The organism is Ancylobacter sp. SL191, assembly GCF_026625645.1.
Classification (GTDB): Bacteria; Pseudomonadota; Alphaproteobacteria; order Rhizobiales; family Xanthobacteraceae; genus Ancylobacter.
In genome coordinates this window covers 1199624-1226398 of record NZ_CP113056.1, presented here as the reverse complement: position 1 = coordinate 1226398, position 26775 = coordinate 1199624, and the positions used below count along the sequence as shown (strand labels likewise).

The following is a 26775-nucleotide window of genomic DNA, read 5'->3' as shown; positions in this document are numbered from 1 at the left end:
GGCGCTACCCCCCGTCCAGCGCCGACCGGACGGCGGGAAACCGCATGCGCCGGCCATCACACGGGCGCGGCCCGTTGATTGGGCCGCACGAGACTGGCACATGAAGAACAAGGCGCCACATTCGCGGAGCCCTCCCATCATCGGCCGAGGACCGACCGCACATGCTGACCAACAGGGGCAAGTATGGCCTTAAGGCAATGCTGTACCTTGCCCGTCAACCGGAAGGGAAGAATTCTCTCGGCCAGGAGATCGCCACGGCGAACAACATTCCGAAGAAGTTCCTCGACGCCATTCTTCTCGACCTGCGCAATGCCGGCATGCTGCGCTCGCGCAAGGGGCCGGGCGGCGGCTATGCGCTCTCGCGCTCGATCACCGATATCCGCGTCGGCCACATCATCCGCGTGCTGGATGGTCCGCTGGCACCGATCGGCTGCGCCAGCAAGAGCGCCTATGTGCCCTGCCAGGACTGCCGCGACCTCGGCAGCTGCGCCGTGCGCATCACCATGACCAAGGTGCGCGACGCCATGTCGGACATTCTCGACCGCATGTCGCTCAAGGACATGCTGGCCTTTTCCGACAATGCCGACATCGACCTGATGTACCACATCTGACCCGTCGGGAAGCGCGGGCGACCTGCGGTGCGGCGGCAACGTTTCGACACGCGGCGAACTGTGCTAGTCAGCACGCGTGAAACAGCGAACGACATATTGGCGGGCCGGCGGACGGTCCCCTGTGCTCACCGCCGTCGCGCTCGCGGCAGCTGGCCTCGTCGCCACAGTACCCGGCACCGCAAGGGCGACCGATGCGCGCCCGAGCCAGGGCGCCGGGGGCCCGCTCGTCGCTCCAGCGGGCAGCACCGTGACGCTGGCGCTGCTCGTTCCCGGCGCCGGTGCGGCCATGGTCGCGCCCTCCTATGGCGACTGGCTCGTTGAGCCGCCCGCCGCAAGCCTGCCGACCGAACATTTCGTCGCCCGACCGCCGGCACAGGCGACCGCCACCAGCCTCCAGCGGCCGGTAGGCACGGTAGCGGCAAGGACCGCGGCGCCCGCGCCGGCCATAGCTTCCCCCGCCGTGGCGGCGCCTACGGCCGAGCTCGCCGTGGTGCCGCTGCCGCCCAAGCGTCTGGCCGAGAAGCGCATCGTTCTCGCCTCCATCGCGCCCCTTCCGCCACCGCGCGCCGCCGAGCCAGACACCCCCGAGCCCCGTGCAGCTGAGCCTCTCGCCTTCGCGCCGCCGCCTGCCGCCGGCTTGGCTATGCTGCGCGCGCCCAAGCCGGAAGCCGCAGCGGACGCTGAGGCCGCGCCCGAGGATGAGGCGGCCGGGGCGGAACAGGAAGACGCCGCCCGGCCGATCGACGACACGCCGGAGCCCGCCGCGACGCGCGCCACGGCCGACCGCGCGCCCCCGCATATCGAGGCGCTGATCGAGCGCCACGCCGCGCGCTACGATGTACCGACATGGCTGGTGCGCCGTGTGGCGTGGCGCGAGAGCAAGTTCGAGCCGACCCGGCGCAACGGGCCCTATTGGGGACTCATGCAGATACGCGTCGACACCGCCCGCGCCCTCGGCTTTCGCGGCGAGCCGAAAGACCTGCTCGATGCCGACACCAACATGACCTATGCGGTGGCCTATCTCGCCAATGCCTACCGCACCGCCGGGCGCGACGAGACGCGCGCCGTGGTGCTCTATTCCAAGGGCTATTACTACGAGGCCAAGCGCAAGCGCCTGCTCGCCTCGCTGATCCGCACCGCCTCCACCGAGACGGCGACGCCGGCCACCGGCACGGTCGAGGGCGAGACGGCAAGCGACGAGGCGACGCACGCCGCCCCACCGGTCCAGTAAGCCCGGTTCAGCCGCCGGTGCGGATCACCGCGTTGGCCACCACGATTTTCGTCGGCAGCAGGCCCAGATCGAAGAAGGTGTCAGCCACGAATGCTGGTCGGCGATCACCTTGGCGGTCAGCGGCGCGATGCCGAAGACGAGCCCGATCAGCCCGCCGACCCGAAGCCCGGCCAGCGCGATGGCGGTGGGCGCCGGCGGGACGTTGGGGGCGACGTACCCCCCCGCGCGCCAGCGCCTCTCGGGCCGCGACCAGCAGCGGCGGCAAGATCCAGCCGGCGATCCGCGCCTCGGCCTGCCACAGGCGCGCGCGAGCTGCCAGGTGCGGCACCGGCCTGGGCCGCAACCCCGTCCGGCTGCGAAGCCGACGCGCGGGAGGGCGACACGATTCGCGCCAGTCTGCTCGACCGCCGGCGCGGTGCGCGCGAGCAACAAGTCTTCGACGCGGTAATCGTCGCCACTGGCCGCGCATGGCTCGGTCTTCGCCTCCCGGATAGTGCACACTCACAGCCGATACGCCGGTGGCCGACGCACCCAGTCGCCGCAAAGCCCTCCCGTTCCCCGCCGGAATCATGCTAGGCGCGGGCGGTGAGGTGCCCGTGGAAACCGCCCTTTATGAACCCGTGAAGCGCTTCCTTGAGGCGCTCGGCTACAGCGTCAAGGGCGAGATCGGCCCGTGCGACGTCGTCGGCCTGCGCCCTGATGAGCCGCCGGTGGTCGTCATCGGCGAGTTGAAGCTGACCTTCAATCTTGAATTGGTGCTGCAGGGCGTCGACCGACTGGCAATTGGCGACGAGGTGTGGCTGGCGGCGAAACTCTCCGCGCGCGGCAGGGGGCGCGAGAGCGATCCGCGCTTCCGCAATCTGTGCCGCCGCCTCGGGCTCGGCCTGCTCGGCATCAGCGCTGATGGGCGCGTCGAGATTCTCATCTCCCCCACTGCGGCCCTGCCGCGCAAGGATCCGCGCCGCCGCTCCCGGCTGGTCGAGGAACACAAGCGCCGGCAGGGCGATCCGGTCGCCGGGGGCGGTACGCGCAAGCCGGTGATGACCGCCTATCGCCAGCAGGCGCTCGCCTGCGCGGCGGCGCTGGAGGCCGCGCCACGCCGCCCGCGCGATCTGCGCCCCACCCTGCCGGACGCGCAGAAGATCCTGCACCGCAATGTCTATGGCTGGTTCGAGCGCGCCGAACGCGGCATCTATGCGCTGACCGAAGCTGGGCGCGGCGCCCTGGCGGCGTGGCTGGCGGATGCGCCACCCCTGGAGGGCCCGCAGGCGCCTCAGGCGGACGCTCCGTCGCCCCGCGCCAGATAAAGCGCGGAATCCAGCGATAGACCATCGAGCGCGACGCTGCGCAGGGCGGGATGGGCCTCGCTCACCGGATCGCACAACACAGTGCCGGGCGGGGCCTGCAGGAAAAGCTCGACGCCGCGCTCCACCAGAAGGCTGGCGGCGTCGTGCCAGCGCACAGGCTCGGCGACATTGGCCGCGAGATCTTCGGCGATGGCGGCCGGATCGGTGATGAGCCGCGCCCGGCTGGCGCTGGCATAGGCGATGCGCGGCGGCTGGAGGGGAATGCCCCGCAACACTTCCCTCAGCTCCGCGGCCACCGGCGCGAGCAAAGGGCAATGCGAGGGGGTGGCGATGTGCAGCCGCTCCCCCTTGCGCGCGCCCGCCGCGAGCGCCGCCTCGACCGCCGCCTCAAGCGCTGCGTCGGCGCCGGAAATCACGGTTTGAAGCGGGCCATTATAATTCGAGACGTAGAGAGCCCCGTCCGCCTCGCTCTGCCTGACGATGTCGGCCACCCGCACGGCCCGCAGGCCGATGATGGCGACCATGCCGAACCCGCTCGGGTACAGGCTCGCCATGTGGCTGGCCCGCGCACGTACCAGCGTGAGCGCATCGGCGAAGCTCAGGCATCCCGCCGCCACCGCCGCCGGGAAGGCGCCGACCGACTGGCCGAGCACGACATCAATGGCCGCCCCTGCCGACGCCAGCAAGCGCGCCGTGGCGACGCCGGCGATGAGCAAGGCGAGCTGCGCGGCGCGCGCGCCGGCGAGCGCGTCATTAGTTTCCAGTTCGCGCCAGTCCTGCCCGAGCACCTCGGCGGCCTCGCTGCGCGTCGCATGGACGGCGGCATGGTCCGGCAGCGCCGAGAGCATCCCGGCGCGCTGGGCGCCCTGGCCGGGGAAGATGAGAGCGGTGCGCATCATCCGAGCCTCATGGCGCGACACCGGCCCGCAGGCTCGCGCGGGCGATGAGCCGGGCGCCGTCCGGCTGGCGCAGCAGGAGCGTGTCAGATGCGCCCACATATTCCGCCAGCGAGAAGCCGCCGGCCGACGTTTCCACCAGAACGTCGATCCGGCACGCGGCCTCTCCCGCCAGTGACGCAAAGGCTGTGAGCGCCGTTTCGGGAAGCGGCGCCGTGCCGCGCAGGACCAGGTCGAGATCGCTGGAATCGCTGAGGACCGGCATCCCGGTCGCCAGCTCGAACCCGGCACCGCCGGCGATGCCCCAGCTAAGGCCGGTCGCCGTGAAGGCCGACGCGCGGCGGGCGAGTTCCATCAGCACCGGCTGGACGCGGCGTGGCGCCGTCTCCCATGCCGCGCGGGCCACGAGATCCTCCGGCGCGACGCGCTGCCGGATATGGGCGGGATCGAGATAGGCCGCGCAACGCTGGTCCCGCATGGCGCCGCGTATCCCGACAGCGACCCGGCCGTGACGGGGCCCGGCGCGGCGCACCACCACCCAGGGCGCCGCCGCCAGCGCCCCGGCAAGCCACAAGGGCGGGTCCACGACCTCCACCGCATCCGGGGAAGGAACCTGCAGCAGGTCGTGGACCCGAAGCTCGGTCAGTCCCATTCGGCCGCGAGCCTCGCGCGCACGGCGATGGAGGCGGCCCGGTTCTGCTGCGCCGCCGCCGAACCGCGCCGGCTGGAGAGATCGGGCGGCCCGTGCCGCGCATCGGCGATGGCGGCGACGATGCGCTCCCGCACTCGCGCCACATCGGCGGGCGGAGGCGCATCCGCATCCACCCCGCCGATCAGCTCATGCAGCAGGCCGAGCTTGGCGAAGGAAGCGACGTCATAGGCGAGAGGAAGGATCTCCTGCCCCAGCCGCTCCAGATCGGCGACGCTGCGGCGCGTGACGCGGGCGGCGGCCGCCTTGCCCATGGCATGGATCGACACGTGCGGGTCATCGAGTGCCAGCACCCGGTTGGCCTGATAGCCATGGGCGAGGAAGGCGCCGGACAGCGCGTTGCCGACCACCAGCGACACCACGGGATGGCTGGCGAGCCGGGCCGTGGCATAGGCGTCAACCGCAGCGGCGCAGGCGAGATGGATGCCGAGAAGTTCCTCCATGCGGCCATAGGCCTGGCTCGGCACATCGACCACCGCAAGGATGGGGCGGGCGCTGCCGTCGATCGCCTCGCGCACGCGCCGGGCGATGGCCCAGCCTTCGTCAATGCCGATCTCGCCCTGGCGCGCCCGCGGCAACCGATTGTTGGGATCCGGCACCACGGCGATGACGCGCGCCATGTCCGATCCGAGCGGGATATCCGCGGCGAGAACCGAGGGAATGCCGCCGGCAAGCGGCGTCACGCCGTCCGTCAGCGCCTCGAACCAGTGCCGGCCGCGCAGGCTCAAAACCTCACCCATCAATCGTCTCCCGCCCAAAGGGTCCGCAGCGCCGCGCCGTCCGCGCTGGGTGGCAATTCCGCCAATCGGGCTTGCCAGAACGCGACGCGCGCGCTGTTCGGCTCGGCCGGCGCGCCCGCCGCGAAGGCGACCCGCACCTCACCCGCAATGGCCTGCGCGTCATCCTCCACCAGCACGTCGGCAAAGCCGGTGGCGACCCGTATCTCGCCGCCGGTCAGCCTCCAGATCAGCGGCTTGTTGCGGCTGTCCAGCTCGGCTATGCCGGCATTCTGCTCGATGACCTCCGGACCGTTCAGGCCAAGCCGGCCCTGCCGCGTCATGATGAGGCGGCTGACGAGGCCCGCCGTGATCGACATGCCGCCGAAGCAGCCAACCATGCCGGCTATGACGCCCACCACCGGCACATGCCGGCGCAGCGCAATCAGCGCCGCGTGAATGTCGGCCATGGCGGCAAGGCCGAGATTGGCCTCCTGCAGCCGCACGCCGCCGGTCTCGAACAGCAGCACCGGCCGGATGGGCTTGCCCGCCTCGACATCGCGCAGCGCGAGTTCAAGGGCGCCGGCGATCTTGGCGCCGGAGACCTCGCCCGTGCTGCCGCCCTGGAACGCGCCCTCGATGGCGAGGACCACCGCCGGCACGCCGCCCAGCGTGCCGCGGGCGACCACGACCCCGTCATCGCTCTGCGGCACCACGCCCTGCCGCTGCAGCCAGGGCGATTCCAGCCCCTCGAAGGGACCGAGCAATTCGCGGAACGTGCCGGCATCGAGCAGGCTGCGGGCGCGCTCGCGGGCGTTCATCTCGACGAAGCTGGCGCGGGTGAGCAGGTCGGCGACACGGGTCATGACTCGGTCTCCTCAAGCGCCTGCGCCAGACGCAGCGCCACGACGCCCGGCGTGGCGCCGGCATCGTTGATCTCCACGCGCACCGCCACCGGGTAGCGGGCGAAGAAGCGGGCGAGGGTCTCACGCCACACCGCGCCGAAGCCATCGACGCTGGTCCGCACCCGCACCGTCGTGGTCTCCGCTGGCCAGAGCAGCACTTCGAGATCGCCCGAGGCGACGACGCCGACATGGGCGCGCCGGGTAACGGGTCGGGTGCCGGGAAAGGTGAGGTCGAGGGTCTCCATCGCTCAGCCCTCCCGATCGAGGCGGTCAAGGAAAAGCGCGGCGGCCAGCATGTCGGCCGCCCCACCGGGGGAGGCGTTCAGCGCCAGCAGGCGGCGGTCGAGCCCGAGCAGCGCGGCACGTCCGGTCGGGGCGCCGGCGCCGCCCGCCGCGAGCACCGCGCGCGCGCCGAGCCGGGCGACGCGCAGGGCGCGCCGGCCGCCACGGTGCAGCAGGCAGGTATCGTCCAGCCGGGCCATCACCGCCATCAGCGCATCGAGCCGCGCGGCCTCCTCCGCATGGCCAGCGGCACGGCGCTCACGCAGCGTGGCGAGAGCCAGACGCGCATGGGGAAAGTCCTGCCAGGCCTCACCGCGCGCGCCGGCGACCTTGTAGACACGGCAGGCCCGCGCCCCATGGGTCGCAGCTTCCGGGGCGTGGCGGTCGGGAAAGCGGGCGATCGCACCGGCCAGGGCGCAAACCGCATCCGGGTCCGTCTCGTCCGGTCGCAATGCAGCGGCAGCCACCATCAGGCCGAGCGCCCAGATGGCGCCGCGATGAGTGTTGGCGCCGCCGGTCACGCGGTACATCGCCTCCTCGCCCACACGGCCGATGCGCGCGAGTTCTTCGCGCAGTTCCGGCGATGGTGCCTGCCCGGAACCCGCGAGCGCAAGATTGCGGAAACAGCCGCGCAGGGCCTCGGCGGAAGAGAGCAGCGTCGCGAGGTCGATATCGGCATGGGCGCCCGGGCCGCGGGCATCGACCAGACCGGGCTTCGGCGTCAGCTCGGCCTCGGCGATGAGAGCCGCCACGGCGAGATCGGCAAGCCTGTCGGCCGGGTGCAGCCGAACCGGTAAATGGAGGGCTTGGACCATGGCTCAGTAGCTCCTGAAACGCGCGGGCGGCTGGTAGAGCCCGCCCGACCAGGTGACCAGATCGTCGATGCTCCGGGCCGCCAGCAGCGAGCGCTTGGCGTCGGTCGGCCGCACGCCGAGATCCTCGGGATAGGCCACGAGCCCCCGGCGCCGCAGATCCTGGGTGCGGGAGGCATCATGCTTGAGGCCGATAGGGCTGACGCCCGCCACGGCGGCGAGCGCGGCGCGGCGCTCCTCCTCGTCGCGGGCGAGGTAGAGATAGGCCACGCCCTCCTCGGTCACGACATGCGAGACGTCCGTGCCGTAGATCATCACCGGCGCGATGGGCATTCCCGCCGCGCGCCCGACGGCAACCGCGTCCAGCTCCTCGACGAAGGTCGGCACGCCGCCGGCTTGGAACGTCTCGGCCATCTGCACCACCAGCTTGTGGCCGCGCGCGGTGGGGCGCGGGTCGGTCTTCATGGCGAGCCAGGCCGCGCTGGCATGGCGCCGCCCGCCAGGGTCGTGCCCCATATTGGGCGCGCCACCGAAGCCGGCGAGACGGCCGGCTGTGACGGTCGATGAGTTGGCGTCGCCGTCGATCTGCAGCGTCGCGCCGATGAACATGTCGACGGCATATTGGCCAGCCAGCTGGCACAGCACCCGGTTGGAGCGCAGCGAGCCATCGGGGCCGGTGAAGAACACGTCGGAGCGCGCCTCGATATAGCGCTCCATGCCGACCTCGCCGCCGAAGCAATGGACGCTTTCCACCCAGCCGCTCTCAATCGCAGGGATGAGGGTCGGATGTGGGTTCAGCGTCCAGTGGCGGCAGATCTTGCCCTTGAGGCCAAGCTGGGCGCCATAGGTCGGCAGCAGCAGCTCGATGGCGGCGGTGTTGAAGCCGATGCCGTGATTGAGCGAGACCACGCCGTGGCGCTCATAGATGCCGCGTATCGCCAGCATCGCCATCAATATGTGCTGCTCGGTGATGAGGCGCGGGTCTCGGGTGAACAGCGGCTCGATGGCGGCCGGCGTGTCGGCCTTGACGATGAAATCCACCCAGGAGCCGGGAATGTCGACGCGCGGCAGGGCGTCGACGATCTCGTTGACCTGCGCGATGACGATGCCTCCGCCAAAGGCCGTCGCCTCGACAATGGTGGGCGTGTCCTCGGTGTTGGCGCCGGTATAGAGGTTGCCGTGCCGGTCGCCCTTCTCGGCCGCCACCAGCGCCACGCGCGGCGTCAGGTCGACGAACATGCGGGCATAGAGCTCGACATAGGTATGGATGGCGCCGACCTCGAGCTTGCCATCCTCCAGCAGCTGCGCCACCCGCAGGCTCTGCGGCCCGGCATAGGCGAAGTCGATGCGCCGGGCGATACCGGTCTCGAAAATGTCGATCTGCTCGGGCCGCGAGATGCTGGAGACCAGCATGTGCAGATCATGCACCTTGGCCGGATCGACCTTGGCCAGCGAGCGCGACAGGAAGTCCGCCTGCTTCTGGTTGTCCCCTTCCAGGGCAACCCGGTCGCCGGAGGCGAGAACCGCCTCCAGCGCCGCGACGATGTCCCCGGTCCTCAGCACGCGACCATCCGCGAAGGGCGCGACGCGCGTGAGCCGCCGCTCCTTGTCCTCCCGCCGGCTCGACCATGAGCGAGCGGGCTTCTCCGCGCCCGGTTGCGTCATCGGCATGTCCTCACAATACGACGAACAGGAACCACACCACGAAGGGTGCGATGACGGTGACCAGCGCCCCGTAGCCGAGCAGCTGCTTGAAGAAGCCGTCGCGCGAGGCTTCCGGCGAGTTGGCCAGCACCAGCGCCCCATTGGTCGAGAAGGGGCTCACATCGACGATAGTCGAGGACACCGCCATGGCGGCGATGAAGCCGATGGCATCGACGCCCGTGCCGGCATGAAGAAACGGCACCGCCAGCGGGATCAGCGAGCCCAGCACCGCCGTGGATGAGGCAAAGGCCGAGACCACCGCGCCGATCAGGCACAGCACAAGGGCCGCCATGAGCGGCGAGGCGAGACCCGCGACGCTGTTGGCGGCATAGCTGATGGTGCCCATCGCCTCCATCACGCCAACATAGGTCGAGACGCCGGTGATCAGCACGATCTCCGGCCAGGTGACCTGCGCCACCGCCTTGCGCTGGAGCGTCGGCGCCATGAGCGACAGGACGAGGCCGATGGAGATGGCGCAGAAGCCGATATCGAGCTTGTAGACAAGAGTGAGAACCGCGAGGAGGATCAGTCCGGCCAGCGTGGAGAGCTGGTAGAAGCGGTTATTGGCCATCGGGTCGTTGCTGGCGACACCGCCCTCGGCGATGCGCCGCTCCAGCGTGATGGCCTCGGTTTCCGCGTCACCATAGCGCGGCGGGGTCGCGGCCGGGTAGCCGGCGCCGGCGGGGGCACCGGCCATGTGCACCTGCTGCCCGATGAGCTTCATCCCGCCCAGCGCGAAGAACAGCAGCACCGCGACGCCGCCATTGACGGCGAAGCTCGCGAGGAAGGTAACGATCGGGTCGAGCGGAAGCCCCGCCTTCGCCACGACGCCATTGGTGATGCCGCCATAGATGCTGATCGGCGAAAAGCCGCCGGCCTGAGCGCCATGGATCACCATCAGGCCCATGAGCAGCGGGCTGATGCCGTATTTGACGGCGAAGCCGAGCGCGATCGGGGCGATGATCGCGACCGCGCCGGGGCTCACCGCGCCCACCGATGTCAGCGCCGCTGCCACCAGGAACATCACCCACGGGATCGCGATCACATGGCCGCGCACCGCCCGCACGGCGAGGCGCACCAGCCAGTCGATGGTGCCGTTGTTCTGGGCGATGGCAAAGAGATAAGTGATGCCGACCAGCGTCAGGAACAGGCCAGACGGGAAGAAGGACAGGATCTTCGCCGTCGTCAGCCCGGCGAGGGTCGTACCCACGAGAAACGCGCCGGCAAAGGCGAGGATGCCCATATTGACCGGCAGGATGGTCGCCACCACGAACATGGCGGCAAGGCCGAGGATCGACAGCATCTCATGCGACATGGTCGACCTCCCGGATGCGAAGCCTCGCGACACATGGGACATGGCTCATCCGGCCCCGCCCGCATCCGCGGACGGTCTCCTGCTCTCTCGTCATTGGCGTTCCCCATTGCAGGCGTTGTGTTGATCCCTGCTGCCGGGGATCATGACCCGTGCGCATAACCTGTCAACATTTTTGTATACAAGAATGCTAACTACGTATTCGCGACAGGCGTTCGGATGAACGAGATGCTCGGCACTGCATCCGCCCATCATTGACAAAGCTCGGGGCGGCCCGTTGACTCGCCACCTTTCTCGCCCGCCGGGTCCGCCAGGGGCGAGCCGTCGCGCAGGCCGGTTGGGAAGACGCATGACTACGGGACAGATGGAGCCGGAGACCGGGCGCACACGCCACGCGGACCGGCTGCGACAAGCGATCGAGACCGACATCGTCACCGGCGTGTTCCGGCCGGGCGAGCGTCTCGACGAGCAGAGCCTCGCCGACCGTTTCGGGGTGTCGCGCACGCCGCTGCGCGAGGCGCTGGTGCAGCTCGCCGCCAACGGCCTGGTCAAGCTGCTGCCGCGCCGCGGCGCCTTCGTCGTCTCACTGAGCTTTCAGGAAATCGTCGAGCGCTTCGAGATGATGGCGGCGCTGGAGGGCATGTGCGCGGCTCTGGCGGCGCGGCGGTTCGACGACCAGGACCGCGCGGCGCTGCTCGCCTCGCTGGCGGAATGCGAGCATGAGGCACGGCAGGGCGATGGCGACAGCTATTACCTGGCCAATGAACGGTTCCATCAGCTGATCTACGCCGCCTCGCGCAACGGCTTCCTCGCCGAGCAGGCGCGCCAGCTCCAGACGCGGCTGCAACCCTACCGGCGCCTCCAGCTCCGCGCCGGCCGCCGCATCGCCAGTTCCTTCGCCGAACATCAGCGTATCGTCGAGGCGATACTGGCGGGCGATGGCGAGCGGGCCGCCAACGAGATTCGCGACCACGTGCTCATCCAGGGCGACCGCCTGCGCGACTTCTTCGCCAGCCTCGCTCATGCCGACGGCATGGCGGGTGCAGGCTCGTGAAGCCTGCGGCTACACCGCGTGAAATGTATCAGTAAGAATGAATGGCGGAGAGGGTGGGATTCGAACCCACGGTACGCTTGCACGCACAACGGTTTTCGAGACCGTCCCGATCGACCACTCCGGCACCTCTCCGCGCACGGGGCGCGGATCAGGTCCGCGCCGTGGAGCGGGGGCTCAATAGCCGAGGCCGGCGCGCCTTGCAAGGGAAGACGCGCCGGAAGCCGGGAGAGGCTGTGGGCGCCGCCTCAGGGGACGCAGCCAAGCCGAGATTTCCTTGCTCAGCGACGGCGGCCGGAGCTGAACAGCCAGGCCAACGCCGCGCCGGTGAGACCGGCCGCGAGGACGACGGCGAGGGGGTGGGCACGGGTCTGTTGGGCGAGGGCGCGCACACCCCTATCATAATACTCCTGACCCATGTCATAGGCGCCGTCGGCGAGACGGACCGCCTGCTCGCGGGCATCGCCCGCCAGACGCTGGCCGCGGCCGAGCGCTTCCTCATACACGCCCTCGCCCCGCAGCGCCGCGTCGTGCGACACTTGGCCGGCGACGTTCCGCAGGCGTCCGCCGATCTGACGGGCGGCACCGGTGATCTGGTGGCTGTTCATGATAGGCCTCTCGATCTGGAGCGCGTCGCCATCTGCGACGCCATTGCCGCTGACAACGCGACGCCCGCCGGAAGGTTCACGGCCGGTATCGAAAGACCCGTCAAAGCCAGCGCGCGCCGTGGCTGGCGGGTCATTTGCGTGCCGCCCATTCCTTGACAGGACGGGCGCTCGCGGTTAAGAGGCAGCGCGCATGAAAAGGGCAATCCGGCCCATGCGCATCCCGCAACCGACCGAAAGAAGCCGATCCCGCGCCGCTTGCGGCGAGGAGTTCGGGCTCGAACGAAAGGACATAACATGTTCGCGGTCATCAAGACGGGTGGCAAGCAGTACCGCGTTGCCGCCGAACAACTCGTCACTGTCGGCAAGATCGACGCCGAGCCCGGCACTGCCGTGACCCTGCCGGTCCTCATGCTCGGTGGCGACAGCCCGAAGGTCGGCGCTCCGCTGGTCGACGGCGCTTCCGTGACCCTCGAGGTCGTGAAGCACACCCGCGGCGCCAAGGTTATTGCATTCAAGAAGCGTCGCCGTCAGAATTCCCGCCGCAAGATCGGTCATCGCCAGGACTTCACCGTCGTGCGCGTGACCTCGATCGCCGGCTGACGTAGACCGCACAGAGAGAAACAGGAGAGCATCATGGCTCATAAGAAGGCTGGCGGTTCTTCCCGCAACGGTCGCGATTCCGACGGCCGTCGCCTCGGCGTCAAGAAGTTCGGCAGCGAGCAGGTCGTGGCCGGCAACATCATCGTTCGTCAGCGTGGGACGCAGTGGCATCCCGGCGTGAACGTCGGCATGGGCAAAGATCACACCCTCTTTGCGCTGACCGAAGGCCGAGTCGAGTTCCGCACCAAAGCCAATTCCCGCACTTACGTATCCGTCATTCCGGCCGCCCAGGCCGCCGAATAAAGCCAGTGAGGTTCTTGAAATCCCACTGGTCTCGCCCGACCGGTAGGATTTCCCGAACGTCCTGAGAGGACATCCCGGGGTGCCCGACAGGGGAGGCGAGGAAACCGCCTCCCCTTCGTCGTTCCAGGCCCCCCAGGAGACCTCCCATGACCATCGTCGAAGCGACCTTCGGGTCACCCCTCGCTGAGAGCTGTACCTCCGTCCTCGAAACCGGCCGCCTCGTGCTGCGCGCGCCGCGAATCGAGGACATGGCATGGATCGCGGAGCTCGCCGACAACCGAAAAGTCGCCGAGATGACCGCCAACATTCCCCATCCCTACGGCATGGCGGATGCGGCGGCGTTCATCGCCAAGCTGCCGGGTGGGCCGAAGGCGGCGACCTTTGCGATCTTCTTGAAGAACGAAGCCGCGCTTCGCGGGGCGGACGAATCGAACTTTGGCCCGCCCATTCCCGTTGGCATGTGCGGCTTCGTCCAGCGCGACGAGGATGCGCCGGAGATCGGCTACTGGCTCGGCGAGCCCTATTGGGATCGCGGGATCGGCACCGAGGCGGTCCGGGCGCTGATCGACCACGCCTTTGCCGATCGCGGGCTCGAGGCCATTGTCGCCTCCGCCCGCGTCGTCAATCCGGCCTCGCGCCGGGTGCTGGAGAAGTGCGGCTTCCAGTGGACCGGCGTCGGGCTGACGCGGGTCCGGGCGCTCGGTGCCTCGGTGCCGGTCGACCGGTTCCGGCTGGAGAAGCGTCTGTGGAGTTCGCTGCGGGCCTGGGGGGCCAGCGCGCATCCGACGCTTCACGCCATCGACACCCGGCATTGAGCCGGAGATTCTGCTAGGTTGAGGGGCCTCCCCACGCGGGGGCCCCGCCCCACATTTTGAGCATCCACGATGAAATTCCTTGACCAGGCAAAGATTTACGTCCGCTCCGGCGATGGTGGGGCGGGCTGTCTGTCGTTCCGGCGGGAGAAGTTCATCGAGTTCGGCGGCCCCGATGGCGGCGATGGCGGGCGGGGCGGCGATGTGTGGATCGAGTGCGTCGACGGGCTCAACACCCTCATCGATTACCGCTTCCAGCAGCACTTCAAGGCCAAGAAGGGCGGCTTCGGCATGGGCAAGAACCGCGCCGGCGGCAAGGGCGACGACGCCGTGCTGAAGGTGCCGGCCGGGACCGAAGTGCTTGATGAAGATGGCGAAACCATCCTCGCCGACCTCACCGAGATCGGCCAGCGGGTGCGCCTCTTGAAGGGTGGCAATGGCGGCTTCGGCAACGCCCATTTCCAGACCTCGACCAACCAGGCGCCGCGCCGTGCCAATCCCGGCCAGGAGGGCGAGGAGCGCTGGATCATCCTGCGGCTGAAACTCATTGCCGATGCGGGACTTGTCGGCCTTCCCAATGCCGGCAAATCCACCTTCCTCGCCGCCACGACGGCCGCGAAGCCCAAGGTGGCGGACTACCCCTTTACCACTCTGCACCCTGGCCTCGGCGTGGTGCAGGTGGATGGCCGCGAATTCGTGCTGGCCGACATTCCCGGCCTGATCGAGGGCGCGCATGAGGGCGTCGGCCTCGGCGACCGTTTCCTCGCCCATATCGAGCGCTGCCGCGTGCTGCTGCACCTCGTCGACGGTACGTCGGAACACGCGGGCAAGGTCTACAAGACCGTGCGCGCCGAGCTCGACGCCTATGGCCAGGGCCTTGAGGATAAACCGGAAATCGTCGCGCTGACCAAGACCGACGCGCTCGATCCCGAGACGCTGAAGAGCCAGCTCGCCCGGCTCCAGCGCGCGGCGAAGAAGAAGCCGCTGGCGCTCTCGGCGCAGTCCGGCCAGGGCGTGCGCGAGGCGCTGCGCGCGCTCGCCTATGTCATCGACGAGGGCCGCGCCGAGGAACTGGCGCGCGAGCCGGCCGAACCCTGGCGCCCCTGATCGGTGTTTTTATACCTCCGCGCTGCCGTCCGGTCCGCCCGTGACCAGTCAGTGCAGTGAGGTGGACGATGTGTACACGGTGGGTGACCGATCCGGCCAGTGTGGGTGAGGCCGACGGCTGCAATGCCCTTCCTCCGTCGTCATCCCGGCCGCTCCCTCCCCTCCTCCGTCATCCCCGGGCTTGACCCGGGGATCCATGACCGGGAGCGGACGGCACGCGGGACGACGTGGATGCCCGGCTCAAGCCCGGGCATGACGGCGTGTGGGGTGGTGCCTGTCGGGCCGCAATAGCGGCGCTCAATAGCGGGGGCGCGATCCCGGATCGGCCTGCGGCCGTCCGGGATGACGTGAAGGGGGGGCGCCGCTCCCCTCCCCCGTCATCCCCGGGCTTGACCCGGGGATCCATGACCGGGAGCGGACGGCACGCGGGAAGACGTGGATGCCCGGCTCAAGCCCGGGCATGACGGCGTATTGGGTGGTTGCTCCCCCCGCCCCGCAAAAATCCGCGCGAGTTTTGGCGAAAGCGCGTATGAGACGGCATCCCCTTCTTCGGCGCGGCCCGGTGACCGGCGCGCCCTTGCCGTGAAGCCGCCCGATGACCCGCCGCCCCGCCGCCCAGACCTCCGAGACCACCTCCGCCCCCACCGCCGACGCCTCCCTTGAGCCGGCGGCGGCTGCCGCGCTTGCCACGGGCGGGGCGGCGGTGCCGCAGATTTCCGCCTTCCGCCGGGTGGTGGTGAAGGTCGGCTCGGCGCTGTTGGTGGATTCCGCGCGCGGGGCGCTGCGCCATGCCTGGCTCGCGGCGCTGGCGGAGGATGTCGCCCAGCTCCACCGCGAGGGCAAGGAGGTGCTGGTGGTTTCCTCCGGCGCCATCGCCCTCGGCCGCAATGTGCTGAAGCTCCCCAAGCGCCCGCTGAAGCTGGAGGAAAGCCAGGCCGCCGCCGCGGTCGGGCAGATCGCGCTGGCGCGGGCCTGGTCGGAGGCGCTGGCGCATGAGGGGGTCAATGCCGGGCAGATCCTCATCACGCTCGGCGATACCGAGGAGCGCCGGCGCTACCTCAATGCCCGCTCGACGCTGGCCAAGCTCCTCGATCTCAAAGTGGTCCCGGTCATCAACGAGAACGACACGGTGGCGACCTCGGAAATCCGCTATGGCGACAATGACCGGCTCGCCGCGCGCGTCGCCGGCATGGCGAGCGCGGATCTCTTGGTGCTGCTCTCCGATATTGACGGGCTCTACACCGCCCCGCCCAATGACGACCCGAACGCCGAATTCCTGCCCGTGGTACCGCGCATCACCGCCGAGATCGAGGCGATGGCCGGCGGCGCGGGCACGGAGCTGTCACGCGGCGGGATGAAGACCAAGATCGAGGCCGGCAAGATCGCCACCACGGCGGGCGCGCATATGGTCATCGCCTCCGGCAAGGGGAAGAACCCGATCCGCGCCATCGCCGAGGGCGCGCGCTGCACCTGGTTCCTCGCCCCCACCAACCCGGTCGCCTCGCGCAAACGCTGGATCGCCGGCTCGCTGGAGCCGCGCGGCGTGCTGCATCTCGACGCCGGCGCGGTCGCCGCCCTGCGCCGGGGCTCCTCGCTGCTGCCGGCGGGGGTGAGCCGGGTGGAAGGCGAGTTCCAGCGCGGCGACGCCGTGGTGCTGCGCGGGCCGGACGGCGCCGAAGTCGGCCGCGGGCTGGTGGCCTATGACCACGATTACGCCGACCGCATCCGCGGCCGCTCCTCCGACGAGATCGCGACGATCACGGGGTTTGAAGGCCGCGCGGCGATGGTGCACCGGGATGATCTGGTGATCGCCACGGGGGGGTGAGGGTGCACTAGTTGTCTGGCAGGCTCGCCTCGGATCCAGAAGCGCATTAGGTTTCATCGCATAGCACTGGCCATAACGATTCCATTTGACCAATTCAGAGGCCGGCGCTCCGTAACCATTCATGGGTGTTGATTTGAACGATACTTCAACTCCGACACCTCCGCAGCAAGAAGAGCGATTTCGGAATATTGGCTCGCCATTCATGCTTGCCAATGTAAATTTTCACGGCATATCGGCTGAAGCTGCCGAGTCTGGGGCAAGCGTTAAGGTTTGGGTGCGGGGCTCGATGACGTCCGATCAGTCGGTTTTTCATCGGGTCGCACCAAATATTATTTCATGTCTTGATTTCTGCGCAAAACAAAATGGTTTTCACCCACGTTTTTATAACGCAAATACGATACTTCTTGTTATTAGACCCGACGATTCGGCGGAGCTTTGGGTAGATTCAGCAGCAACTACTATAGACATAATTCCGAAAAAAAGAATCGAAGGCGGTTCTATTATATTCAACAGCGATATCGCTGACGTAACTGAAATGTGGTTTCCACTTGTTAATATATCTATTTATGATAAAATCGTAGTTATATTCCGCGAAGGATTTCGATTTGGACTGTTCTTTGACTTTAATGAAGATATGTCGCTAGATATATCTTTAGCTAAAAGAGATCTAGGGGCGCTTCATCGGAAGATGAAATACGCTGATCTGTATGCCGTATTTTCTGCTAATGAAATTTTCAGCAAAATCATCGTTGACGGCTGGTTTCCCTTTGTCGAGATAATGAATATTGAATTTAGAAATCTATTTCAATGCTACGAGGACGGACTATCGACGCACGAAGAAGAATTAAAAATTGTAGATTCTTTTAATGATGAACGCATAGATCGTATGTTTGACAGATGGATGACCAAAGAACACTTTAAAGACAGAGAACAGATAATATGTTCCGGTTTAAATGCCTATAAAAATAGAGATTGGATTGCATGCATTAAAATTTTACTTACGGAAATTGAAGGAATAATTGGAGATGCTTATTTCAAGTCGACCGGAACACATACCCGTAACATCAATAAGATGCTCGATTTCGTGATCGAAGCAGCTAACAAAATGGCAGGAGGAAAGGATACTTTATTTTTTCCCATCGAATTTGCTTTTTATTTGAAAAATTTTATCTATGGCAACTACGATCTCGAAAATGAAAAAGGAGTGATCGCACGGCACGCGGTTGGACATGGCAGAGCAAAGGCGGAACATTACACACAACATAGGGCACTGCAAACGATACTAACGCTCGATCAGTTTGCCTTTTATAAATAGGTTTTACCCAATATTAAGCGCAATTTACCAGAAAATTTCCTTCAAGTAGTTTTGCCGTCACTTTACTTTATATGCTTTACTATCTTCGTTGTTACTCCCCTCATCGTGACCACCCTTCCCCCGCATCCGCCCTATCTTCCCCCGGATGCACCGTCGTTCGCTGATTGCCGCTCCGCTGCTGCTTCTCGCCTCCCGCGCGCTCGCCCAGGGTGAGCGCGGCGCGCCCGCTGCCCCTTCGCCCGCCTCCCCCGCCCCGCAAGTTGACCGGGCGGCGGGGCTCGCGCCGATCCTCGACCGCGCTGCCGCGCTGGAGCCCTTGCGCACCGTGCTGGTGGCGAAGGAGGGCGAGCGGCTCGTCGCGCGCGGCTATCGGGGCGGGCGGGTGGACCGGCCGAGCAATATCAAGAGCGCGTCGAAGAGCATCGTCTCCGCCCTTGTCGGCATCGCCATCGACAAGGGCGTGCTGGAGGGCGCCGACCAGACGGTCGCCCCGCTGCTGCGCGCGGATCTGCCGGATAATCCCGACCCGCGCCTCAACGAGATCACCATCGGCAATCTCTTGTCCATGCAGGCGGGGCTGGAGCGTACCTCCGGGCCCTATTATGGCGAGTGGATCGCCAGCCGGAACTGGGTGCGCGCGGCGCTGAACCGGCCCTTCGTCGACGCGCCGGGCGGGGCGATGCTCTATTCCACCGGCTCGACGCATCTTCTCTCCGCCATCCTCACCCGCGTGAGCGGGCGTTCCACGCTCGCTCTGGCGCGCGACTGGCTGGGCGATGTCGAGGGCTTTGCCATCACCGATTGGGAGCGCGACCCGCAGGGCATCTATTTCGGCGGCAACCAGATGGCGATGCGCCCGACCTCGCTGCTCGCCTTCGCCGAGCTGTACCGGCGCGGCGGGCGGAATGCTGAGGGCGCGCAGATCATCCCGGAAGGCTGGATCGCGCAGAGCTGGCGCGTGCGCACGGCCTCGCGCTTCACCGGCGACGGTTACGGCTATGGCTGGTTCACCCGCGAGATGGCGGGCACGCCGGTGCATTATGGCTGGGGCTATGGCGGGCAGATGCTCTATGTCGCCCCCGCGCTCGGCGTCTCGCTGGTGATGACCTCGACGGTCGACGCGCCATCGGGGCGCACCGGCCACCGCGACGATCTGCACGAGCTGGCGGCGGAAATCCTCGCGACGCTCGGTTAAGGCGCGGGATAAGCCGAAGCGAAAGCGCTGATGTTTCGTTCCCGGTGGTATCTGCGCCCGTTCCGCGTGCAGCCCCGCGCGGGAGTTGCATAAAAGCGCGGCAGCCGGGCGCCTGACGTAGCGACGGGTGACGCCGGGCATGGCGCCCACGCACGCCCTGTCGGCCGCATGCAAATCCCCCGTCGCCTTTGTTCAACGCCCTCCGCCTCTGGCACGCTTCGTGCTGAACAGGCCCCAGCCATCCGCCCCCGCACAGGGGCGACCAGAGCAGGGGACCGACGTGACCAAAAAGCCGGATGCCACCAATTCAACGACCGAAACGCTGCTCGCGGCGCGCAGCTTCAACCGCCGCGTGCTGTTCAAGGGCGCGCTTGCCGCCGGCACCATCGCCGCAACCGGCCCGTGGATCGTCAAGGACGCCTTCTCCTCCTCGGGCGAGCTGAGCCTGCTGAACTGGGACGACGAACTGCCCGCCCCGGTCATCCCGAACTTCGAGAAGAAGACCGGCATCAAGGTGAAGACCACGCCGTTCTCGCAGAACGAGGAGCAGATCAACAAGCTGCAGGCCACCGGCGGCGAGGGCTTCGACCTCTGCGCCCCGACGCGCGACCGCGCCCCGCAGTTCAAGGAGCTCGACGTCCTCGCGCCCTACGACACCTCGAAGCTGAAGCTCGACAACATCCTGCCGGCGATGCTGGAAGCCTCGACCAGCGTGTGGACCTGGGACGGCAAGCTCTACCATGTGCCGCATTGCTGGGGCTCGGAAGCCATTTCCTGGCGCACCGACCTCGCGCCCGGCCTGACCTATGACAAGCTGTCCTACGGCACGCTCTGGGCCCCCGAGTTCAAGGGCAAGATGCAGGGCCGCCCGCACTCGCTGCTGCTCGGCATCGGCCTGTGGTGGGACAAGACCGGCAAGCTGCCGTCCAACCGCATGCTCGACGCCTTCAAGGACGAAGCGTCGATGCGCAAGATCTACGACCCGATCCTCGCCTTCGCCATCGAGAACAAGGCGCAGGTCAAGCAGTTCTGGGATTCGGCTGACAACACCAAGTCCGGCTTCATGGAAAATGGCTGCGTCATCGGCCAGACCTGGGACGGCCCGCCGCTCTCGCTGAAGAAGCAGGGCAAGCCCGTCACCTACATGGCCCCGCAGGAAGGCGCCATCACCTGGGTCGACGGCTGGGCGCTGACCAAGGGCGCGAAGAACATCGCGCAGGCCTATGAGTTCATCAACTACATCCACACCCCGGAAGCCTCCGCCGCCGTCGCCGACGGCTCGGGCTACAACCCGGTGGTGAAGGGCGCGGACGCCTTCCTCTCCGAGGTCGCCAAGAAGAACTTCGCCGAAGCCTATCCGGGCAACGCGCTCGACAATCTGTGGAGCCGCCCGCCGGAGCCGTCGTGGTTCGCCGAGCTGCGCACCCAGTACGCCGAGAAGTTCAAGGCGGCGTGAGAAAGAGGCGCGGGCGGGTGGCCTGCGGGCCACCTTCCCCGTCATCCCGGACGCGCCACCGGCGCGATCCGGGATCGCTGCCCGGATGGTGGGCGATCCCGGCTCTGCGGCTTCGCCTTGGCCGGGATGACGACGAAGCGAGGGCGTCCGGGTGCGGCGCTCCGAGTTGGACGGCGCGCGGAGCGCCGCTCCTGTCACGTGCAAATTGAACGGAACATTATGGCCGCTGCCGTCGAGCTAGAGGGCGTGAACGTCACCTTCGGGGACTTCGTCGCCGTGCGGGACGCCAATCTCACCATCGAACCGGGCGAGTTCTTCTCCTTCCTCGGCCCGTCGGGCTGCGGCAAGACCACGCTGTTGCGCACCATTTCCGGCTTCATCGAGCCGACGCGCGGCAGCGTGCGCATTGGCGGGCAGGACATGAAGGGCATCGGCCCGAACAGGCGGCCGACCGCGCTGATCTTCCAGAACCTCGCTCTGTTCCCGATGATGACGGTGGCGGAGAATATCGGCTACGGCCTGCGCGTGCGCGGCGTGCCGCGCCATGAGCGCGACGAGAAGGTGAAGAACCTGCTGATCCAGGTCGCGCTGTCCGAGCATGGCCACAAGCGCGTCTCCGAACTGTCCGGCGGCCAGAAGCAGCGCGTGGCGATCGCCCGCGCGCTGGCGGTGGAGCCCTCCGTGCTGCTGCTCGACGAGCCGCTCTCGGCGCTCGATCTCAAGCTGCGCCAGCATATGCGCACCGAGCTGCGCGCCATCCAGAAGCGCGTCGGCATCACCTTCATCTACATCACCCATGACCAGGGCGAGGCCCTGACCATGTCCGACCGCATCGCGGTGATGAATGCCGGCGTGATCGAGCAGGTCGGCGACGGGCGCTCCGTCTATGCCGAGCCGCGCACGCCTTTCGTCGCCTCCTTCGTCGGCGAGAACAACCAGATCCGCGGCCGCATCAGCGCCGTCACGGACGGGCAGGCCACGCTGGAGACCCCGCTCGGCACGCTGAAGGGTCGCAACCCGGTCGGCCTCAAGGCCGGCGAGGAGGCGCTGATCTTCGTGCGCCCCGAGCAGCTCAGGCTGCACCCGCAGGCCAGCAACGCCTCCACTCTCGGCTTCGAGGGCGAGGCGCTCGATGTCGCCTATGAGGGCAGCGTGACCCATGTGACGCTGCGCGTGCGCACCGGCCAGAAGATCACCGCCACGCTCAGCGCGGCGACCGCCCTGCCGACGCCGGGCGAGACGCTGCATATCGGCTTCCAGCCCGAGGACGGGCTGCTGCTGGCACGCCCGGAGCGCGCATGACCGGCACCGGCGGCCTCACCCTCGCCTTCGGCCTGCCGCTCGCGGTGGCGCTGATCCTGTTCGCGCTCGCCGCCTATGAGCGGCGGGCGGGCCTCGCCAGCGGGCCGGCCTTCTTCCAGCGCAACGGCCTGGCGGTCGGGCTCTACCTCGTCATCGCGGTGGGGTTCTGGGCGTTCTTCGTCATCGTGCTGCCGCAGCTCGCCATGGTGGACATGTCGTTCCGCCCGAAGCTGCCGCCCTCGCAGATGGGCGGGCCGAAGGATCTCTACACGCTGGAGAACTACCGCTACTTCCTGTTCGGCTCGACCACCTCCACGGCCGAATGGAACTGGCTGCACATCAAGGCCTTCCTGCTCACCATCGGGGTGAGCATCGCCATCACCCTGCTCAACTTCGCCATCTGCTACCCGATCGCCTTCCACATGGCGCAGTCGGCGAGCGTCGGGCGGCTGCGCATCCTGCTGCTGCTGCTGATCCTGCCCTATTGGGTGAACGAGATCCTGCGCGCCTTCGCCTTCCGCGTGCTGCTCTCCTCCGGCGGCATCATCAACCAGGCGCTGCTGGGGTCGGGCCTCACTTCCGAGCCGATCGACTTCCTCGCCGCCGATGTCGGGCTCTATATGGGCCTCAGCTATGCCTACCTCTTGATGATGGTGTTTCCGCTCTACAACGCCATTGAGAGCCTCGACAAAAACCAGATCGAGGCGGCGCGCGACCTTGGCGCGCCCTGGTGGCACATCCACGCCTTCATCGTCATGCCGCACGCCAAGCCGGGCATCGCCTCGGGCTGCACGCTGGTGTTCATGCTCTGCGCCGGTGCGCTCGCCGCGCCGCTGGTGCTGGGCGGACCGCGCACGCTGTGGTTCACGCCCATCGTCTATGACCGCTTCTATCAGGCCTTCAACTGGCCGCAGGGCGCGGCCTATGCCTTCGTGCTGCTGGTCACCTGCATCCTGTTCGTGCTGCTGGTGCTGAAGGCCTTCCGCCTGAGCCTCGGGGAGATCACGCGATGAGCGGGGGGCCTTTCCAGCGCATCATGTTCGCGATCTACATCGCGATCTTTTTTATCTATCTGCTCGGTCCGCTGGCGGTGATGGGGGTCTCGGCCTTCAACACCCCGCAATACCCGCAGGTCTGGCCCATTGAAGGGCTGACGCTCGACTGGTTCGGCCTGCTGCTGGCCGATGCCGACATGATGTACGGGCTGAAGACCTCGATCTGGATCGGGCTGCTCGTCGTGTGCATCTCCGTGCCGGTCGGGCTCGCCGGCGCCATCGTGATGACGCAGATCAGCGCGCGGCTGCGCTCGACCTATTACCTGATCGTGGTCTCGCCGGTTCTGACGCCGGGCATCATCATCGGCATCTCCACCGTGGTGTTCTGGCGCCAGTTCACCGCCGATACCGGCACGCGCTTCCTCTATGACGGCATCATCCTGACCGTGCTCGGCCAGTCGAGCTTCATCTCGGCCTATTGCATGCTGATCATCCTCGCCCGGCTGCAACGCTTCGACCGGGTGCAGGAAGAGGCGGCGCTGGACCTCGGCGCCTCCTACCCGCAGGTGTTCCGCCACATCCTGTTGCCCTTCCTCAAGCCCGCTCTGGCCTCGGCGGCGGTGCTGGCCTTCCTGTCCTCCTTCGAGAACTACAACACCACCACCTTCTCGATCCTCTCGGACAAGACGCTGACCACGGTGCTCGCCGGGCGCGTGCGCCAGGGCACCACGCCCGCCATCAGCGCGCTTGCCGTGCTGATCGTCGGCGTCACCATCATCGGCGCCATCGCCTATGAGATCTGGAAGCGCCGGGCGGATGCGGCTGCCGCCCGCCGCCAGCGCGCGGCCATCGCCGCCGAGGAAGCCGAACTCGCCGGCGAGCCCGTTCCGGCTTAATATGGGTTGTCTTTCCCCGGGGGGCGGGGAAGCGGCGCGGCCGGTCGGCTCCGAGGGGGTAGCCGACCGGCCGCCCGCACGCTTCGCCTGAACCCTTCCTTGCCGCACCGCGCGCTTTCCCGTCACCCACACGTCCATGGGCACCTCAGCCCCGACGCCGCGCGGGTGTCGGCTTACGTGTTTTCACTTGCATTATTTCGATTGCATTTTTCTGCAAATGAATTAGCCTCCTGACATTCCACCTCGGGAGGCACCCATGACCCGGAACATTGGCAGCATCGACCGCGCGCTGCGCGTCATCATCGGCCTCGGCCTGCTCTCGCTCCTCGTGCTGTTGCAGGGCGACCTGCGCTGGCTCGGCCTGATCGGCCTCGTGCCGCTCGCCACCGCGGCGATGGGCAACTGCCCGCTCTACAGCCTGATCGGCATCTCCACCTGCCCGCGCGGGCGTTGAGCCGACGGCGGAGGACGCGACCATGACCCTTCCCGCGACAACCACGTCTGCGACGCCGTTTCCCGCGAACCGGAAGCCGGAAGTGACCGGCTTCTTCGATCCCCGCACCTGGTCGGTGCAGTATGTCGTCGCCGATCCCGCGACGGGGCGCTGCGCCATCATCGACCCGGTGCACGACTTCGACGAGAAGTCCGGCCAGACCGCGACCCACAATGCCGACCGCCTGCTCGCCTTCATCGAGGAGCGCGGCTACACGGTGGAGTGGATCCTCGACACCCACCCCCATGCCGACCATTTCTCCGCCGCCCGCTATCTGAAGGGCCGCACCGGCGCCCCCACCGCCATTGGCGCGGGGGTGCGCGACGTGCAACGGCTGTGGAAGGGCTATTACAACTGGCCCGATTTCCCGGACGATGGCTCGCAATGGGACCGGCTGTTCGCGGATGGCGAGACCTTCTCCATCGGCGGCATTCCGGCACGGGTGATGTTCTCGCCCGGCCATACGCTGGCCTCCGTCACCTATGTCATCGGCGACGCCGCCTTCGTGCATGACACGCTGTTCATGCCCGACAGCGGCACCGCCCGCGCCGATTTTCCCGGCGGCAGCGCCCACGCGCTGTGGCGCTCGATCCAGGCCATTCTCGCTTTGCCGGACGAGACGCGCCTGTTCACCGGCCATGACTACCAGCCCGGCGGGCGGGCGCCGCAATGGGAGTCGACCGTCGCCGAGCAGAAGGCGCGCAACATCCACCTCGGCAAGGATGAGGCCGGCTTCGTCGCCATCCGCGAGGCCCGCGACCGCACCCTTCCCATGCCCAAGCTGATCCTGCATTCACTGCAGATCAACACCAATGGCGGGCGGCTGCCGGAGGCGGAGGCCAACGGGATGCGCTATCTCAAGATCCCGCTCGACCTGCTGCAGGGCGCGCCCTGGGACTGAAACGGAACGCCGATGACCGACACGCTCTCGCACACGGACGCGCTCTCGCAAACCGACGCGCTCTCGCATGAAGCCGCGCAGATGAAGGCCCGCGTCGAGGAGGCCAGCGCCTTCCTCAAGACGCTGGCCAATCCCGACCGGCTGCTCATCGCCTGCGCGCTGGTGGGCGGCGAGCGCTCGGTCGGCGAACTGGAGGCGCTGCTCGACCTGCGCCAGCCGGCGCTGTCCCAGCAGATCGCGGGCCTGCGGGCGGCCGGGCTGATCACCGGCCGCAAGGAAGGCAAGCAGGTATTCTACCGGCTCGCCGATCCGCGCGTTCAGACCTTCATCACCACCATGCACGGCCTGTTCTGCGCCGCACCGGGCGGCGCTCACGCCGCCGGGGACGAGGAGCCGAGATGACGATCTTCATGGCCACCGCGACCGCGTTCACCCCCTACGCCTCCTTCGCCGGAGGCGTGCTGATCGGGCTTTCCGCCGTGCTCCTGCTGCTCGTCGAGGGCCGCATCGCCGGCATCAGCGGCATCGCCAGCCGGCTTTTGCCGCCCGCGCGCGATGGGGGAAATGGCGGGCGCATCGCCTTTCTCGCGGGCCTTGTCGCCGCGCCCTTTCTGGTGAGCGTGATCACCGGCGAGGCGGTGGCGCAGACCGTCTCCGGCAATGCCGTGCTGATGGGTGTCGCCGGGTTGCTGGTCGGCTTCGGTTCGGTCTGGGGCGGGGGATGCACCTCCGGCCATGGCGTGTGCGGCCTCGCCCGGCTCTCCCCGCGCTCACTGGTGGCGACGGCTGTGTTCATGGCGGCGGGCTTCCTCACCGTCTTCGTCACCCGCCACCTGATCGGAGGCTGAGCCATGCGCGCGGCGCTTTCCGTCCTTGTCCATCTCGCCATCGGCCTCATCTTCGGCGTCGGCCTCGTCATCTCCGGCATGGCGAACCCGGCCAAGGTGCTGAACTTCCTCGATCTCGCGGGAAGCTTCGACCCGTCCCTCGCCTTTGTCATGGGCGGGGCGGTGCTGGTGGCGTTTGTCGGCTTCCGGCTCGCGCTGGCCCGCCCCGCGCCGCTGCTGGCCGCCCGCTTCCATCTGCCGACACGACGCGACATCGACGCGCGGCTGATCGTCGGGCCGGGGCTGTTCGGCATCGGCTGGGGGCTCGGCGGCTTCTGCCCCGGCCCGGCCTTCACGGCGATCGGCCTTGCCGCGCCGGGCACCCTCGTCTTCGTTCCGGCGATGCTCATCGGCATGGCGGCGGCGCGGGCGCTGCAGGAGCGCGTTTGAACCCGGCGCAGCTAAGCCGGCGCGCGTAACTGGAGCGCGGGCGGGCTGGGACACAATGTCCCCGCTCACAGAAGCGCGATCCGGCAAGCCCCCGATAGGCCGCCCGCCCGACCCGGCCTATAGAGGAACCGGATGAAACGGGATTGCCGCTGAT

Annotated in this window: 29 protein-coding genes and 1 tRNA gene; 20 read left to right on the top strand and 10 right to left on the bottom strand. The window is 67.7% G+C overall.

Features of this window, described 5'->3' with window-relative positions; all coding sequences use genetic code 11:
• Window positions 1–161: 161 nt before the first annotated feature.
• The 3 genes from OU996_RS05605 to OU996_RS05595 all read left to right on the top strand — a co-directional run bounded on the left by OU996_RS05605 (window position 162) and on the right by OU996_RS05595 (window position 3149).
• On the top strand, window positions 162–611 hold the full coding sequence (locus OU996_RS05605; protein ID WP_267584654.1) for an RrF2 family transcriptional regulator: 450 nt from the start codon (window positions 162–164) through the stop codon (window positions 609–611).
• Between the two features lie 121 nt (window positions 612–732).
• Window positions 733–1842 (top strand): transglycosylase SLT domain-containing protein, encoded by a 1110-nt coding sequence (locus OU996_RS05600; RefSeq protein WP_267584653.1) that lies wholly within the window; start codon window positions 733–735, stop codon window positions 1840–1842.
• 596 nt (window positions 1843–2438) lie between these two features.
• Entirely contained in the window at window positions 2439–3149 is a 711-nt protein-coding gene (locus tag OU996_RS05595) for a DUF2161 domain-containing phosphodiesterase (protein WP_267584652.1), read from the top strand.
• On the opposite strand, the gene OU996_RS05590 is transcribed toward OU996_RS05595, so the two are convergent.
• From OU996_RS05590 to OU996_RS05555, 8 genes are read right to left on the bottom strand one after another with little or no spacing between them, the layout of a single operon-like run.
• Window positions 3116–4048 (bottom strand): ACP S-malonyltransferase, encoded by a 933-nt coding sequence (locus OU996_RS05590; RefSeq protein ID WP_267584651.1) that lies wholly within the window; start codon window positions 4046–4048, stop codon window positions 3116–3118. The two genes, OU996_RS05595 and OU996_RS05590, sit on opposite strands and share 34 nt — an antisense overlap.
• A gap of 7 nt (window positions 4049–4055) precedes the next feature.
• Entirely contained in the window at window positions 4056–4697 is a 642-nt protein-coding gene (locus OU996_RS05585; protein WP_267584650.1) for a malonate decarboxylase holo-ACP synthase, read from the bottom strand.
• Window positions 4688–5494, bottom strand: coding sequence for a biotin-independent malonate decarboxylase subunit gamma (gene mdcE, locus OU996_RS05580; RefSeq protein WP_267584649.1), 807 nt, complete (start codon window positions 5492–5494; stop codon window positions 4688–4690). Before mdcE ends, OU996_RS05585 begins: the two co-directional genes overlap by 10 nt.
• Window positions 5494–6336 (bottom strand): biotin-independent malonate decarboxylase subunit beta, encoded by an 843-nt coding sequence (locus tag OU996_RS05575; protein ID WP_267584648.1) that lies wholly within the window; start codon window positions 6334–6336, stop codon window positions 5494–5496. Before OU996_RS05575 ends, mdcE begins: the two co-directional genes overlap by 1 nt.
• Window positions 6333–6620, bottom strand: a complete 288-nt coding sequence (locus OU996_RS05570) for a malonate decarboxylase subunit delta (RefSeq protein WP_267584647.1) — start codon at window positions 6618–6620, stop codon at window positions 6333–6335. The genes OU996_RS05575 and OU996_RS05570 overlap by 4 nt, the downstream gene beginning before the upstream one ends.
• 3 nt (window positions 6621–6623) lie before the next feature.
• Complete coding sequence (locus OU996_RS05565) at window positions 6624–7472, bottom strand: triphosphoribosyl-dephospho-CoA synthase (protein ID WP_267584646.1); 849 nt, start codon at window positions 7470–7472, stop codon at window positions 6624–6626.
• A gap of 3 nt (window positions 7473–7475) precedes the next feature.
• Window positions 7476–9134: a malonate decarboxylase subunit alpha gene (mdcA, locus tag OU996_RS05560; protein ID WP_267584645.1), complete on the bottom strand. Its 1659-nt coding sequence runs from the start codon at window positions 9132–9134 to the stop codon at window positions 7476–7478.
• 10 nt (window positions 9135–9144) lie between these two features.
• On the bottom strand, window positions 9145–10488 hold the full coding sequence (locus OU996_RS05555) for an SLC13 family permease (RefSeq protein WP_267584644.1): 1344 nt from the start codon (window positions 10486–10488) through the stop codon (window positions 9145–9147).
• Between the two features lie 346 nt (window positions 10489–10834).
• Between OU996_RS05555 and OU996_RS05550 the strand changes: the two genes are divergently transcribed.
• Window positions 10835–11539, top strand: a complete 705-nt coding sequence (locus OU996_RS05550; protein ID WP_267584643.1) for a GntR family transcriptional regulator — start codon at window positions 10835–10837, stop codon at window positions 11537–11539.
• A 42-nt stretch (window positions 11540–11581) separates the two neighbouring features.
• On the opposite strand, the gene OU996_RS05545 is transcribed toward OU996_RS05550, so the two are convergent.
• Window positions 11582–11671 (bottom strand) — tRNA-Ser (locus OU996_RS05545).
• A gap of 146 nt (window positions 11672–11817) precedes the next feature.
• Entirely contained in the window at window positions 11818–12144 is a 327-nt protein-coding gene (locus OU996_RS05540; RefSeq protein ID WP_267584642.1) for a CsbD family protein, read from the bottom strand.
• 294 nt (window positions 12145–12438) lie between these two features.
• On the opposite strand from OU996_RS05540, the gene rplU reads away from it, so the two are divergent.
• The 16 genes from rplU (at window position 12439) to OU996_RS05460 (ending at window position 26621) form a co-directional block, all read left to right on the top strand.
• The gene (gene rplU, locus OU996_RS05535; protein ID WP_267584641.1) at window positions 12439–12744 is read left to right on the top strand and encodes a 50S ribosomal protein L21; all 306 of its coding nucleotides are present in this window, start codon (window positions 12439–12441) and stop codon (window positions 12742–12744) included.
• Window positions 12745–12777: 33 nt separating this feature from the next.
• A complete protein-coding gene (gene rpmA, locus OU996_RS05530) occupies window positions 12778–13047 on the top strand; it encodes a 50S ribosomal protein L27 (RefSeq protein ID WP_267584640.1) in 270 nt (89 codons plus the stop codon).
• A gap of 146 nt (window positions 13048–13193) precedes the next feature.
• Entirely contained in the window at window positions 13194–13862 is a 669-nt protein-coding gene (locus OU996_RS05525; protein ID WP_267584639.1) for a GNAT family N-acetyltransferase, read from the top strand.
• A 69-nt stretch (window positions 13863–13931) separates the two neighbouring features.
• Window positions 13932–14966 (top strand): GTPase ObgE, encoded by a 1035-nt coding sequence (gene obgE / locus OU996_RS05520; protein WP_267584638.1) that lies wholly within the window; start codon window positions 13932–13934, stop codon window positions 14964–14966.
• Window positions 14967–15561: 595 nt separating this feature from the next.
• Window positions 15562–16791, top strand: a complete 1230-nt coding sequence (gene proB, locus OU996_RS05515) for a glutamate 5-kinase (RefSeq protein ID WP_267584637.1) — start codon at window positions 15562–15564, stop codon at window positions 16789–16791.
• A gap of 121 nt (window positions 16792–16912) precedes the next feature.
• The gene (locus tag OU996_RS05510) at window positions 16913–18106 is read left to right on the top strand and encodes a hypothetical protein (protein WP_267584636.1); all 1194 of its coding nucleotides are present in this window, start codon (window positions 16913–16915) and stop codon (window positions 18104–18106) included.
• A gap of 145 nt (window positions 18107–18251) precedes the next feature.
• A complete protein-coding gene (locus OU996_RS05505; protein ID WP_267584635.1) occupies window positions 18252–19301 on the top strand; it encodes a serine hydrolase domain-containing protein in 1050 nt (349 codons plus the stop codon).
• A 280-nt stretch (window positions 19302–19581) separates the two neighbouring features.
• Window positions 19582–20757 (top strand): extracellular solute-binding protein, encoded by a 1176-nt coding sequence (locus OU996_RS05500; protein WP_267584634.1) that lies wholly within the window; start codon window positions 19582–19584, stop codon window positions 20755–20757.
• A 219-nt stretch (window positions 20758–20976) separates the two neighbouring features.
• Window positions 20977–22059: an ABC transporter ATP-binding protein gene (locus OU996_RS05495; RefSeq protein WP_267584633.1), complete on the top strand. Its 1083-nt coding sequence runs from the start codon at window positions 20977–20979 to the stop codon at window positions 22057–22059.
• Window positions 22056–23072, top strand: coding sequence for an ABC transporter permease (locus OU996_RS05490; RefSeq protein WP_267584632.1), 1017 nt, complete (start codon window positions 22056–22058; stop codon window positions 23070–23072). The genes OU996_RS05495 and OU996_RS05490 overlap by 4 nt, the downstream gene beginning before the upstream one ends.
• Window positions 23069–23950 carry an ABC transporter permease gene (locus OU996_RS05485; protein WP_267584631.1) on the top strand — a complete coding sequence of 294 codons (882 nt, stop codon included), beginning with the start codon at window positions 23069–23071 and terminating at the stop codon, window positions 23948–23950. Before OU996_RS05490 ends, OU996_RS05485 begins: the two co-directional genes overlap by 4 nt.
• A 256-nt stretch (window positions 23951–24206) precedes the next feature.
• Window positions 24207–24404, top strand: coding sequence for a YgaP family membrane protein (locus OU996_RS05480; RefSeq protein ID WP_267584630.1), 198 nt, complete (start codon window positions 24207–24209; stop codon window positions 24402–24404).
• Window positions 24405–24426: 22 nt separating this feature from the next.
• Complete coding sequence (locus OU996_RS05475; protein WP_267584629.1) at window positions 24427–25344, top strand: MBL fold metallo-hydrolase; 918 nt, start codon at window positions 24427–24429, stop codon at window positions 25342–25344.
• A gap of 81 nt (window positions 25345–25425) precedes the next feature.
• The gene (locus tag OU996_RS05470) at window positions 25426–25746 is read left to right on the top strand and encodes an ArsR/SmtB family transcription factor (RefSeq protein WP_267585607.1); all 321 of its coding nucleotides are present in this window, start codon (window positions 25426–25428) and stop codon (window positions 25744–25746) included.
• The gene (locus OU996_RS05465; protein WP_267584628.1) at window positions 25743–26192 is read left to right on the top strand and encodes a YeeE/YedE family protein; all 450 of its coding nucleotides are present in this window, start codon (window positions 25743–25745) and stop codon (window positions 26190–26192) included. The genes OU996_RS05470 and OU996_RS05465 overlap by 4 nt, the downstream gene beginning before the upstream one ends.
• A 3-nt stretch (window positions 26193–26195) precedes the next feature.
• Complete coding sequence (locus OU996_RS05460) at window positions 26196–26621, top strand: DUF6691 family protein (RefSeq protein WP_267584627.1); 426 nt, start codon at window positions 26196–26198, stop codon at window positions 26619–26621.
• The last annotated feature ends 154 nt before the right edge of the window (window positions 26622–26775 follow it).